This window comes from Niabella sp. ZPM-14, from assembly GCF_055693045.2.
On record NZ_CM181148.1, the window covers coordinates 184140 to 197125 of the forward strand.

The following is a 12986-nucleotide window of genomic DNA, read 5'->3' on the forward strand; positions in this document are numbered from 1 at the left end:
ATTTCTTCCGGATGCTTCGGAAATAAAAACATTTTTCTTATAATGTTCTCGCATTATGTTAAATATGCCGCCCTTTAAAAATTTGCCTTTTGTGTGGTGGGCAAAAACGCGCGAAGGATAGCAGCGGAAAGCCCGCAACGAAGCGCAGCGGAGTTAGGACTTGCAGCGGATAGCCTGACCCCGGTTAAAAAAACAAGGCGAGGCACAAGCCGCAGTTTTTTCTTGCCGGGGGCGCGCCCAAACACACAATAATGTGCGCCGCAATATGCCCGTAATGTGGCTTATAACCCAATCCTATAAGATCCCTGGGTGCTGCCGGTTAGCGGCGAAGCCGCGTTATTCTTTTAGCCTCTATTATTTTTTTAAAAGCAGGGGAAAGGCGCTAACCTGTAAACGGCCATAATGGATAGACGACCCTGTTCTATATTAGCGGCGCAGCCGCGCAAAGTTCTTTATTTATAAAATCAATAATGAGCTTTAGTTTTGTTTTCAATCTTTAATCTTTTAAGGTTTAACTAAAAATATTTCATTCGCATCTAATCCCTCCTTTACAAACAATTCGGGAGTATTTTCTTCGGTAATACCTTCAAGCATTAGTAAGGCTTTAGCCTGCTGAAATGCAGTTTTCACAGAGTTACCGAAACTAATTGAAGAATAAAATTGTGATGAAAATACTCTTGCTGCTTCATCACCGATAGAGGTATTCATGCCCACCGTCGCTTCTACAAATTGGGATACCGCCTCAGCTTGATTTTTGGAATAGCAAGTATTGAAAAATACCAGCCTAATACCATCACATGATGCCATCATTGTTTGCACGATTGCCTCCTTACTCACCAGCTTAGATTTACCGTCATGCGTCTGAAACACAATTTCATCTGCGTCTGAGCCGTGGCCACTAAAATGAACAACAGTTGGTCTGTATTCATTTAAAGCCTGCAGTAGATCCATTGGTTGAACAGCCCAGCAAGATTCCAATTTTACAGAATCTCTGTGTTTCGCTTTTTTTATCATTTCAGAAATAGCCCTTGCTTCTTCGTCAAGTCTAAGTTGTTGTTGATCTACAGGATTTGAGGCTAAGAACAGAACAATTATTTTCTCTGGTAACTTTTTCAATTCCTCTATTTCCCATCGAGTATTCAAATGTAATTGGTTATGCCGGGTTAAAGTAGAATTTATGTTTCTAAAGCTTCGTTGTTGCTCTTGCAATATTCGATCAGCTTCATTCTTCCTCTTTTTGTCAATCAAAATTTGTTCTTTGTCTATTTTATTTTGATAGTCAATTATTTCCTTACTTCTACTGGCAATTTTCGTTTCAATATCTGCTATTTTCTTTGTTACAGTTGCTACTTCCTTATGGTACCTATCTATTTCTCTTAGCTTAGAACTAATTGTGCTTTGCGAAGTGCTTCTCCTAACAGCGTCTGACGCTGCATTTATTTTTCTATTTAAATCAGATAATTTTACTTGTTCTTTAGCTTTGTCACCGGTCAGTTTTGCCAGGTCTTTTTGCTTAGTAACAAGAGTATTTCTGTAAGAGTCTATAATAGCCATGATGTAATCTTATTTGTTGCTTCTACAAAAGCCGCAAGAGTAGGGAGGCAACCCTTACCGGTCGTACTTTTCTCTTAGCTCCAGCTTTTTATTCTCGATTCTATGGCCCCTTCATTACGTGCAAAAATGGAGGTTAGCTCCTTTACTGTTTTGCCTTCGCAAAAAAGCAGCTCCAGCCGTTCATCGTCTTCCTGTGTCCAACGTTCGTAAGCGTTTTTATGCGCCTGTTGTTTTTGGGCTTTGGTATAAGTTTTCTTGCCTGTGCTCACCTTTTCCAAAATTCGCTCTTGCAATTCTTTTCTTCCTAAATCTACCATTAGGTACAATAGCTTTAATGTTTGGCAACAACCTCTTGCAATAGCATGCCCATATCATCATCAATACTTTTGCCGCTTGCCAACTTTATCATTAGCGCATTTAAATTCTTTGTTTCTCCTACATGTACAATTACGCCATCTTCTCTAAAATGTATACTGCCGCTTCATTAGCAAATTGATTAACCCATGAAGTATTTACCCCAATAGTTATTTGCTCCGATTCATTTATAAGCCGGTTTTCCAGTTCGTTCAAATATTGGTTAATTGCCTCTTTTGTCATTTCTGTTTTTTACTCCTTGGCTTCACTGATCCGTTTGTCGTAATACAACTGCACATTATCCGTAATAAAAACCTTCTTTGTTTCCTTAAGGTCAAAGCGGAACATCTCAACACTCTTAATTCTACTTATATCTTCAAGTGCAAAGGCTGGAAACAGCTCAAGCCTCAAACTGTTTTGGTTTTTATGCTCTGCCATGTTTTTACTTGATATAGGTAAGAAAAACTGGAAAACAATATTTGCAAAATGTATGAGCATTATGTATTCTGGTAGCTCTACATTTTCTTTCAGCGTACTTTTTGCTTTATATAAACTAACTGAAGGTGTAGTATAATATTTTGTTCGCAGCATATACCTGAAGGCTGTCCAAAACTGTCTTCCATCATCAATTGGCTTTTCCGAATTTAAGAAATCCAAATAATGCTCGTTAGATTTTAATTCTTCATTAGTTAAAAGGCAAATACCCATCTTTAGAAAAACCTTGTAAATAGAAAACGGCCGAAAGCTTCTTGTCCTAAAATTTATAGACATTGATCCTTCTTCATCATTGAATTCAAAGTCTTTTAAATTCATTCCAAAATCAAACCTACGTTCATTTCCTTGCGACCTGAGAATCGTAGATCGCTCAGCGGGAGTTTTAAAAGATTGAAAAACGGGTACTCCATTTTTTGTTTTTATATTAAGCAATGCGAGGTAGTGTTGAACCATTATGGCCGCATCGCTTTCAAATTTTTGAAACTTCTTATTGCATTCGTCACATTCGAAATTTGAGGTTAAATTATTCCTGCCAAACAATTCCGGAACTATGTGCGGTATTGTGTTAAAAGAGACGATGGGGTAGCCCTTATTGCAAAGTCTACATATCTTATCCGTTGGAGATTTTACAAATTTTACTGAAACATCACTAGCCTGTTTGTGTAAGTCATAGTGATTGAGGAAACTTTCCATTTTTATTCTTTTAGCTAAGCTTTAATTTATCAAATTGACGACTTTCAGGGACGCTTACATTATCACTCTTAAGATTAAGATTTTCTATTTCCTGAATTGCTTTTTCAATTTTTTTCATAAGATTACTAATTTACCAAACATCAATTATGAAGCCTTATCAAGATTGGTTTAGGTCGATGATTTCATATCGCATACCAGTCAAATCTGGTTTTAGAGATTCAATATTTATTTATGTTTGTGTTAAGTAGTTCTAGCTATGAATTCTGTTACACCATTAAGCGTTAATTGAACTTGTTGAATATTATAGTCTTGATATTTTCCGTGTGCTGCTTTATTGCGTAAATCGAGCCAGGCAGTCACATTTTTTTGGTCTAATTTATTGTAAACTTCCTTTTTTGCAAGCTCAGCATTTAATGTGTCTGCTTTTTTAGGAATATCTTTCCCATTCTTATTTTCAGATACATTTATATTTACTTTCTTGCATAAATTCCTTAAATGCTCTTCAAGTACACTTCCAATCATCACGGCAGCTGGATGTTCATATTTTTCATCTAATAGATGTTCAGCCATTTCAAGAAAATCTGTAAAAAGTTCTGCACTAATCAGATTCCTAATTGATCTAATCCAGCCTTTGTCTATTTCAATTTTTATTGAACTTAACAATCCTTTTCCTGCCTCAACACATTGCACAGAATTTTTTTTAACGGAGCTTTTGAAACTTTCATAATACGGATGTTTTTCTGAATAGGTAGATACAATAAAAGAAAGAGAAAATGTTTCAAATTTTTTATATAATTCAGGACTTACCCAATAGTAAACAAAAAAAGAGTCTTCGGTTTTGTATTCTGTTTTTAACGCTTCATCTGCTAAACTAATTGCATAATTTACCTTTTCAATCAAAATATTATTTAAGTTCATTGTCTTTTGTTTAAATTCTGCTAGACCGTAAATTTATCTACCATTCTTTTTACATATCGTCTTTCTCCTTTAACATTCTTGCGTATAGCAGACGGTGAAAGTAATCGCCAATACTTTTAATTATAACGCAATGTTGAATGCGAGTAATCATAATACATCTTTTCCATCCAATAGATGAGTTGAAGAAGCTACATGATGAAAAGATTGCTCCACATAAAAATTCTGAAATCGCTTCCACCGGTACTTTTAGTATAGCAGAAATTCACTGGGGTAGGGGAATGTCAATCATTCTTTTTGTTCCCCCGATATTTTTTGAAGGTTCCATTTGAAATTTGAACAGTACCTTGGTGGTAATCTCATACAATTGTTCACTATGGTCAATTCGATATGGCGTTCAGCATTTTAATCTGCTATAAATTTAATTGATTTTTACTTATTCAATTACGGAATTCCGTAAAAGCGCAAAAAAATCTAATGACAGTTAAAAGAATAATTACCGAGAATATCTTCTCATTTATCTAACAGGTGCCTCGGTTGGGGAAAGACAAAGTGCCATCATGGAAGTAGCCACGTTTATCGCAGGTAAAAGTCAATTCCCAGTAATGGATTTTTCGCAAAGTATTTTTTCTGCTCGTGCACTTCGAAAGCGGACTCAAAGACCTGATTGGCTCTTTCAAGTTCCGTTGGTGAGGGCTGGGTGAAATAGGAAATTGCCTTCTTTCGCCATTGCTCCAGATGATCAACACTTAAGCGCCTGATATTTTCGTTTTCATCAATCGTTCCGATCATAATATCTGCAATAGTCGTCCATTTCCCCACTTTGCTAAATAACCTCAACATGGATCTTTTTAAAGGGTAGGGGCCCTGAGCATAGATGTCCCTAGCTCTTTGCAGCACTTCTGCTGTCGCGGCATTGGCTAAATAATCAATAACTATATTTCGTATGCCTAAATATTCACTGCCCAGGTTTTCTAAAGCGAAGTCATAGGATTTGCTATTGGCTAGGTGTTTAAGTGCTAAAAATGCTGCCTTTCTTACTTTTATTTTATCGTCATTCAAAAAAGGTACAATCGTTGGTGCGAAGATTTTTCCTTTTGTTTCAGCCAGTCCGTTTAAAGAACCAATGATATTCGTCCTCTTTAAGAGGTTGTCATTGTAGATCGTGGCAAAGTCGGAGATTTTGTTCTTTAACTCATAGCGTGCAAAGTCGCGGATGGACGCAGCATTGTCCGATACAAACGGTAACACGACTTCCAAAAAGTCTGCTCTGCTTTTTAACTTGTAAAGAGTGTTTATTCTCACCCTGGCGGATGGGTCCATTAAAAGATGACCAATCTCAGTCTCTGCTAATTTATCGAAATGAACTAATGCAAAACTGCGGACCAGGAAGTGTTTGTCGTCTAAAAGTATTTTTAAGTCGCCGTGTGGGACATCATCGGCATTTACAATGTGCTTTGCAATTAAAATTCTTGTTTTACTGTTAAACGTTTTAAAGTCCTGGGTTACATACGATCTGTTTTCTACCAAGAGAAAGTGCATTATTTCGGCATGTATGGAGCTTAAATCGGCTCTTTCAACTGTTTGCAACCATTCAAAAATGGTCAAATGTTCAACGAGCGCTTTTATGAATGCTCGCTTTTTGAAATTTTTAATTTTTTCCAGTGCAACCTTCCTGACAGCCGGAACCCAGTCAGCTAGTCTATAAATAATAAATGCCATGCCATTTTCACTGTTAGTTTCGGCGAGCTTTTTTATCGCTTGTTCTCTAACATATCCGTTGCTATTCAGTGTAGCGATGGAATAGAGGTTTACACAATCTTCGGCTGAAAAGTTTTGATCATAGAAATCAAGGTCTGACATCGAAATGTCGCAATGTTTCAATGTATCATAATAACCGTTTTTAGTCTCTATTCTTTCTAACAGGCGGATTATTACTTTATAGGTGGTCTGCTGAATTTCTTTGCTATCATCCCCCAAAAATGGGATTAAATATTGAATGGCGCTCGGTTGTCGCAATTCTAAAATTTCATGCAAAGCTAGAAGTCGTTCTTCAAGGTTACCTTTTGTAAAAAGCCAACCTTGTTTCTTTTGTCCTACTATTTGTATGTAATTCCAAAGTTCCATTCAGTAGTTTTAGTTTTAAATTGCAGGTTCGTTCCGTTGTTAAGATTGACGCAGTTCCAGCGGTTCATCATCTTCGGATGTCCAGCGTTCGTAAGCGTTTTTATGCGCCTGTTGTTTTTCCGCTTTGGTATAGCTTTTTGTAGCAGTCTTTATCTTTTCCAAAATCCTTTCCTCCAATTCCTTCCTCCCCAAATCCACCAACAGGTACGATAGCTTTAAATGTTTGGCAACAACCTCTTGCAACAGCATGCCCATATCATCATCCATACTTTTGCTGCTTACCAACTTTATCATCAGCGCATTTAAATTCTTTGTTTCTCCCACATGCACAATTACGCCATCTTCTCTAAAAATGTATACTGCCGCTTCATTAGCAAATTGATTAACCCATGAAGCATTTACCCCAATAGTTATTTGCTCCGATTCATTTATAAGCCGGTGTTCCAGCTCGTCCAAATATTGATTGATGGCCGCCTTTGTCATCGTTTACATATTTTTTATGAGGGCGTGTCCCCGGTAAGGGGCGGCACTCCGCGCAGAATAAAAAGGACAACCACCAACCGCCCCATACCGGGGCCGGGCTATCCGCTTGTAGTCCTCGCCCCGGCTAAGGCCGTGGCTGTGGGCTACCGCTGCTATCCCTCACGCGGCGCTTCGTAGGCAAGCTTACCGGTAGATATTAATTCCGAAATACTATTGACAATAATGCAAGGGAAAAATATACTCAATAAGTAGCATTTTAATACAGCTTACAAGATTGGAGTATTTTTAAACTCTACCTTCTCTAGCTTTTTTTATTACCAAGTTCATATCTATTTCTATTAATCTTAGAGCTTCATTTTGCCTATTTAAAGAATCACTCATAGACAACAATGTTGGTTTGGGTATTTTACCTTTCTTGGCAAATTCATATAGTTCTTCCGAAAGATTTGCCTTATATTCTTCCGACATCATTTCAAGCCAAGTACCGTAAGTTACGTTTCGTTCTGGAAAAGCAATAGCATTTGAAGCATCAAATTCTTCTATAAATCCTCTTAGTTTTTCCTGTATTTTTTTTGAAAGAGATTGGTTTGACTTAAATAAAACTAAAAGATGCTTCCTTTCAGCTTTGATACTCTTGTCTACAAAATAAATTATTAGTGTTATAGCAACTGGAATAAAGAAATACCAAAACTCCCTCGTCTGTAAAATTTCCATAATCGTCAATATTGATGGTTTAACATCTTCTGTTGTCCAGCATTTAGCGTTTTTATACACCTATTGTTTCTCGGTTTTGCTATAAGTTTTCTTATCTGTGCCTATGTTTTTCAAAATTAGTTCGGCAATTTCTTGCTCCCAAACCTAGGAAACGCGACAAAAGTTCTCTCTTTTTTAAGCTGCTTGAATCACCTCTGCAATCTCATTTGCAATTTCCTCAACTGTGTAAGAGGCCGTATTTCTTGCTACCTTATCAGCCAATGATGGACTAAAATCTATAACTTCTTTTTTCGTGATGTCATGCCAAATAGGTAAAACAATTTGTTCCCCGCTCACAGACTTAGTAATGATTCCGTCAAGCTCATAATTTGTCCATCCCTTTTTTATAAAATTCTTTGATAGCACAACTATACCAAATTTACTATTTGCAAGTCCTTTGTCAATCTTTCTTCTTAAGCTATCACCTATTTTCAATTCAAATTCATCAAACCATACTTTTAAGCCTTGTTGCCGTAACGCATGAGCTAACGGTCTAACAACATCATCTTTATCTTCAGAAGCATGAGAAATAAATACATCATACTCCTTTTCATAATTATCATCAGTATCACCCGGCAAATAGTCATTCTTATGTACTAACGAAGGAACAGTTGACAAGGCAGGTTGCTTTAATTCGGGCAAAGCTCCCGGTAATATTCTTATTCCTGTCCGTACAGTTCCACGTAAGCCTTGCATATCAATTGTAACATGCCAATGTCCAGAGTTCGGAATTTGTAGTCGAACAGGTGATTGTTTTGCCAAACCGCCAAAGTATCTATGTTGCCTGCCATTGCGGTAATTTTGAAAATTTGAACTATCCATTAATCGAACATTGGCCGCACTTCCTGATAGTGTAATTTCAACAACTTGACCACGTTGTTTTTGGCCTAAATCATAATGAGTAAATTTCATTGCTAAACTATTTGACAATAAAATTACTACTAATATTAGTACGGTTATTAAGTATTAAATCGCTGTGGATAAATTGCAACGATTTCTCTTTATAGAAGTAAATGTTGATATAGATAAGTAAGAGGAAGAGGGCGGATTAGCCGACCTCGCTATTGTTTTCGATTATATTTTGAGTTTATCCAAGTATCAATAATTTGCTTATCAAGAAATTTGTTTGCTAGTTCATCCTTGGTTTCTGGTAGCTCTAATATTTCTATCGTGATTTGTATTCTGGACAATAAATCTTGATAAGCATCATCAGGTAAATTCAGTCCTGGTTTTTCCCGTAAGTCGTAAAGATATTTTTGAAATTTACCAGTGTATTCGTTATCTGTATAATCCTCATAACTTATGTTGTGCCATACCCAAACAGACCAGTCACACAATCCCTTAAATAACTTTTCATGAATATTTACAGGGAGCCAATTACTATTATCGGATAAGAGCCAAATCAGGCAATCAATTAAATCATATAATCTCGTTGACGGCCCTACGCCGCCACCATCTCCTGTAAAATAAAAACTCGAAATGGTAGAGGCTCTATATCTTCCAAAGTGTTCATCCCGCAATGCTACTTCTTCTAAGCAATTATGCCGGTTGTCATTACTTCCTTTTAAATATAATTGCTCAAAAATTCGCTCCATAAAATCTCCCATTCCTTTTATGGTTAATTGTGGAAAGTATAGAGCAGTATTACGTGGCTGTGCTATGCAAATTTCTTTTAAGCCGGGTTGGGAATTTATAAAGTTTATTACTTCATCAGGACGGGACAACTGGCTTATATCAAAAAGTTTTGCGTTTTCTCTCCATGACATTTGAAGTGCATTTTGTCCAATAAACTTTCCTCTATTAAAAGGTTCAAATCCCAGCCATGGAATAGTAAAGTTTAAATAATCATTTTCAAAAACTGTAGCGCCAGGATATTCGAGTACATCCAACCACCAATCATCAGTTAATATAGGGGGATTAAATCCTTTCGATATCAAATAATCTCTCGCAACAATTAATGTTGATCCTTTGGGATTGACTATTTTATCTATTTTTTGAATAACTTTCTCAATACCAATGCTTGATTGAATAGCAAGTTTATCAGCAAGGGAGGGGGAGTAGCTTAGTATATCCTGCTTTTCAATATTATGCCAAATTGGTATAATTAAATTATTTGAACTGTTTAGTTGCCTTTGAACAAGTCCATCCAATTCCCAATTTGTCCATTGCTTACTAAAAAAGTGTTTGCTTAAAATGACAATCCCAAACCTTGATTTAGATAGGCCAAAATCTATAGATTGTCGCAAGCTGTCACCTATTTGCAAAGAATGTTCGTCATACCATACTTCAATTCTTTGCGCTTGTAATTTTTCTGCCAGCTCTCTTACAAAATCGTCTTTGTCTTCCGATGCATGGGATATAAATACGTCAAAGTTCATTATGTTAAATCGTTAATCGATGTTACGCCAAGTTGTGCCAAACATTCTTTTTCATGCCGCTCAATTTCGTTTAACTTAAATTCCTCTTCCTCGCCAGTCAACGTTACCATAGCATCGTTTCCCACAACTGTATGGTCTTTCAATTTGTAAATTGAACATTCGCCAGCTACATGTAGTTTCAATTTTTTTGTGGCATCTGGAGTAATTGCAATGTTAAAGCCTTTTCCGTCAACTCTAACACTAGGATAAAGTACACCATCAAGTCCATGTTGGGTGGCTAATTCTGAAAATAAAGCAGAAATTAAATAATCATAATCTCCATTAATTTCCTGTTTGGAAAATTCATCTGCAAGAAACGCAGTAAATGCAAGTGACCGATCTGCAATTTCCCTCGGTGTTGATTGAATAAATTGTTTATAAGCTTCTGCTAGTTCTTTAGTGTAACTACTTTCCAATGCATACTTATCCTTCTGAATTATTGCAAGCAAATTAATATCTTCGTAAACCTGCCATCTACCAAACGATATTTTCTGATACCCGGATTTTGTTTTATCACGAAGCATAGGAATAGTTTCTGCTACACCGATTACTCTCATATTATCCAATTCGCCATCCGGTATTTTATCCGGAACAGTAGTTGCATAAAACATGGTCTGATTAGGTGTGCTGGCTCTTTGATAAGTGTTATTATATTCTTTAGGTTTAAAGGAATAATCACTTTTCTTTTCAAAACGTTCGCCATTATAATTTGGTCTTGCTCTCATAAGCGGTTTACCCTTATGGAAGGTTACAATAATATAACCTACTTTGCCCACTTGCTTAAAAAGTTCCAGAATATCTTCTTTTGGATAAGAGGATAAATCTAATTTCTGAAGTCGTTCAATTATTTCTTTAATCTCCATAGGTACCTGCAATTCTTTATTTCCCCTCAATCACTTTCTCCAACCTTGCCATTATTTCGGTATGCCCGCGTGAGGGATAGCAGCGGCATCCTTTTGTGGAGCCCTTCGGCAGGACTCAGGGCAGGCTGGGCGAAGCAAAAGATATAGCGGATAGCCCGACCCCGGCCCTGTGCTGATCTTGTGCGCGGGCAGGGCTGGGGGCACGCCCTAATATCATTTATTAATCAACTTCTTCAACTCCGCCATCATTTCATCCTTCTCCTTAATCATACGTTCATACAATGCAATTTTCTCTTCGTGCAGTTGAACTAATTTATCAATAGGATGAAAGGTACAATTGTAGTTCATCCCAACAGGGTTAGCCACTGCATTATCTTTAAAGTCGCTGAAAGTATTTGTAACAATACTAATCGCGTTCTCTTCATCAAAATTCTGAATCGCTTCTACCGGTACTTTCAGTATGGCAGAGATCTGTTGCAGTAGGGGAGTGTCGATGGTTTCTTTTTGCTCCAGCAGGGATACGCGTTGCTGGTTCCAGTCATCGCCCAGGTCGGCAGCAAGGGCATCCTGTTTTATACCCAGCATTTCGCGGAAACGTTTCACATTGCGGCCTTCGTGTATTTTATTGTTTGGCATAGTTTTATAAGTTGTCATAGGGCAAATTTACTTTATTCGTATCATAAACAGCGGCCTAAAGTTAGGTAAAAAACATATCAATTCTTGTGAAATGCATCTGTGCAGTTGTAGGAAACGGCTAAGGGGCAACCTTGCTTTGTATAAAAAAACAGACTATATGAAAACACCAAAACAATTGCCCCCATACATCCGCATCATAAAGCGCATGATGGTATGCAGCGAAACATTTCAATGCTGGAACGGCGGCACTGCCGAAGCGCCCATTATCTGGCTGGCCGGAGATACGCTTACAGACTTCGGCTTCAGGGATCGTGATGTGGTTGAAATTGATTGCCGGCAAGGCCGGCTTGTCATCACCAAATGCGAAGAACTAAAATCCTGACAAAAAAACATTTCCTATGACAACAACACCCAAAAATCCAAAGAAAACAAACCCCACACGGCGGCTTACCATTTGCCGCAAAGCATTTCCGCGCGAACTGCAATACATCAATCTCCCAAGCCTTAACCTCAGCGGTAAATGGTTGCAGGAAAATGGTTTTAAAATTGGTCATGTAGTAGATATTGCCTGTGAGAGTGGCAAACTTACCATCACCATTGCCCGCGAGCAAAAGTACGAGCAGCTGCAGGCGCTGTTTGAAAAAGAAAAAATCGGGATCGTTTAGAGGCTGTGATATTATGTTAAGTAATGCCAATGCCAACCTATGAGAACGCCGGTTCTCCTCAAACCAACCTGCCGAACGGGGCGGGTTGGCTTTTTGGCTTTAAGCTGCTACGGAGCCGTAAAGGGCCTTGAAAAAATGGCGTTAAAAAAATTACGCAGGAAGCCGTTAAGAAGCCGCCACTGTTTGAGCCTGCAGGCATCAAGCTTTATAACGCAGTCCTGCGGCGAGTTTGGCGGCTTTAGGCTTACCAGTAATTTTTAGCCAATTTTTTCACAGCCTTGATTTTTTGGTTCTTTTGCATCAAGGCAAAAGAACACATAGAAAAACTACGCGCAGCGCCAGCCTGGAAAAATGCAAATAAGAAAGCCGGCGAAGCGGCGCACATTGCATTTTTTACAGGCCAGCGTAGCGACCATGTTTTTAAAAGAAGCGTGGGCAAAAAAGGCAAAAATTTTAAAGACATAAACACGCTGTAGCGAAGTTGGCGCCCGTAAAATTTTCTGCGTAAGTTTTCCATTCAGCGCAGAAAAATTTTACCAGCCAACGCAGCTACACCAACGGCTATTTAGGCGCAACCCGGAGCGCAGCGGAGACATAATGTCAAATTAGCAGACATAATATAAATTATAGCTGACAAACGGCAGCCGTAAAGCCTCAACCTATTGCCGGACAAAACCACCGTTTTGTCCTATAATTTATATTATGTTAAATATATTTTTCGAAGGATCACTCCCTTTGCGCTCCCTACATTAGTTGGAATAGTTATTGCTTTTATCAAAACGTAACCATTTTGTAAAACCTTTAAACCCTACGATTATGCTCAGATGGTCTATTATTTTTCTGATTGTGGCGATTGTGGCTGCGGTCTTTGGTTTTGGTGGCGTCGCCTCCACAGCAGCGGGTATCGCAAAAGTTTTGTTCTTTGTGTTCCTCGTGTTATTTGTAATCTCATTAATATTCGGTAGACGAAGCGTTTAAATCGCTACAACTACCAACCAGTTACATGATTTGATTTAAAAGTTTAAGAGCCC

16 protein-coding genes are annotated in these 12986 nt (G+C 37.9%); 3 read left to right on the forward strand and 13 right to left on the reverse strand.

Translation table 11 applies throughout. The features are described 5' to 3' along the window. Positions 1 to 504 precede the first annotated feature (504 nt). The 12 genes from ACU37H_RS00745 to ACU37H_RS00800 all read right to left on the reverse strand — a co-directional run bounded on the left by ACU37H_RS00745 (position 505) and on the right by ACU37H_RS00800 (position 11308). Complete coding sequence (locus tag ACU37H_RS00745; protein WP_472702438.1) at positions 505 to 1554, reverse strand: CHAT domain-containing protein; 1050 nt, start codon at positions 1552 to 1554, stop codon at positions 505 to 507. A 74-nt stretch (positions 1555 to 1628) separates the two neighbouring features. Next, entirely contained in the window at positions 1629 to 1871 is a 243-nt protein-coding gene (locus ACU37H_RS00750) for a hypothetical protein (RefSeq protein WP_472702439.1), read from the reverse strand. 130 nt (positions 1872 to 2001) lie between these two features. Further along, positions 2002 to 2151 carry a hypothetical protein gene (locus ACU37H_RS00755; RefSeq protein ID WP_472702440.1) on the reverse strand — a complete coding sequence of 50 codons (150 nt, stop codon included), beginning with the start codon at positions 2149 to 2151 and terminating at the stop codon, positions 2002 to 2004. 9 nt (positions 2152 to 2160) lie between these two features. Beyond that, complete coding sequence (locus tag ACU37H_RS00760; RefSeq protein WP_472702441.1) at positions 2161 to 3096, reverse strand: HNH endonuclease; 936 nt, start codon at positions 3094 to 3096, stop codon at positions 2161 to 2163. Between the two features lie 240 nt (positions 3097 to 3336). Further along, positions 3337 to 4014, reverse strand: coding sequence for a hypothetical protein (locus ACU37H_RS00765; RefSeq protein ID WP_472702442.1), 678 nt, complete (start codon positions 4012 to 4014; stop codon positions 3337 to 3339). 573 nt (positions 4015 to 4587) lie between these two features. Next, entirely contained in the window at positions 4588 to 6138 is a 1551-nt protein-coding gene (locus tag ACU37H_RS00770) for a HEAT repeat domain-containing protein (RefSeq protein ID WP_472702443.1), read from the reverse strand. A gap of 39 nt (positions 6139 to 6177) precedes the next feature. Beyond that, on the reverse strand, positions 6178 to 6621 hold the full coding sequence (locus tag ACU37H_RS00775; protein WP_472702444.1) for a hypothetical protein: 444 nt from the start codon (positions 6619 to 6621) through the stop codon (positions 6178 to 6180). 285 nt (positions 6622 to 6906) lie between these two features. After that, the gene (locus tag ACU37H_RS00780; protein WP_472702445.1) at positions 6907 to 7335 is read right to left on the reverse strand and encodes a hypothetical protein; all 429 of its coding nucleotides are present in this window, start codon (positions 7333 to 7335) and stop codon (positions 6907 to 6909) included. A gap of 174 nt (positions 7336 to 7509) precedes the next feature. Further along, positions 7510 to 8286: a DUF1883 domain-containing protein gene (locus tag ACU37H_RS00785; protein ID WP_472702446.1), complete on the reverse strand. Its 777-nt coding sequence runs from the start codon at positions 8284 to 8286 to the stop codon at positions 7510 to 7512. Between the two features lie 149 nt (positions 8287 to 8435). Further along, positions 8436 to 9752, reverse strand: coding sequence for a TIR domain-containing protein (locus ACU37H_RS00790; RefSeq protein WP_472702447.1), 1317 nt, complete (start codon positions 9750 to 9752; stop codon positions 8436 to 8438). After that, on the reverse strand, positions 9752 to 10654 hold the full coding sequence (locus ACU37H_RS00795; RefSeq protein ID WP_472702448.1) for an RES family NAD+ phosphorylase: 903 nt from the start codon (positions 10652 to 10654) through the stop codon (positions 9752 to 9754). Before ACU37H_RS00795 ends, ACU37H_RS00790 begins: the two co-directional genes overlap by 1 nt. Positions 10655 to 10867: 213 nt before the next feature. Further along, positions 10868 to 11308: a helix-turn-helix domain-containing protein gene (locus tag ACU37H_RS00800; RefSeq protein ID WP_494407576.1), complete on the reverse strand. Its 441-nt coding sequence runs from the start codon at positions 11306 to 11308 to the stop codon at positions 10868 to 10870. A 139-nt stretch (positions 11309 to 11447) separates the two neighbouring features. Here ACU37H_RS00800 and ACU37H_RS00805 point away from each other — a divergent pair, with 139 nt between their 5' ends. Both ACU37H_RS00805 and ACU37H_RS00810 read left to right on the forward strand, forming a co-directional pair. Further along, a complete protein-coding gene (locus tag ACU37H_RS00805; RefSeq protein WP_472702450.1) occupies positions 11448 to 11672 on the forward strand; it encodes a hypothetical protein in 225 nt (74 codons plus the stop codon). Between the two features lie 16 nt (positions 11673 to 11688). Then, a complete protein-coding gene (locus ACU37H_RS00810) occupies positions 11689 to 11955 on the forward strand; it encodes a SymE family type I addiction module toxin (protein WP_472702451.1) in 267 nt (88 codons plus the stop codon). Between the two features lie 244 nt (positions 11956 to 12199). Here ACU37H_RS00810 and ACU37H_RS00815 read toward each other — a convergent pair whose 3' ends face one another. Beyond that, the gene (locus tag ACU37H_RS00815) at positions 12200 to 12472 is read right to left on the reverse strand and encodes a hypothetical protein (protein WP_472702452.1); all 273 of its coding nucleotides are present in this window, start codon (positions 12470 to 12472) and stop codon (positions 12200 to 12202) included. Positions 12473 to 12771: 299 nt separating this feature from the next. On the opposite strand from ACU37H_RS00815, the gene ACU37H_RS00820 reads away from it, so the two are divergent. Next, positions 12772 to 12933, forward strand: a complete 162-nt coding sequence (locus tag ACU37H_RS00820) for a DUF1328 domain-containing protein (protein WP_472702453.1) — start codon at positions 12772 to 12774, stop codon at positions 12931 to 12933. Positions 12934 to 12986 lie beyond the last annotated feature (53 nt).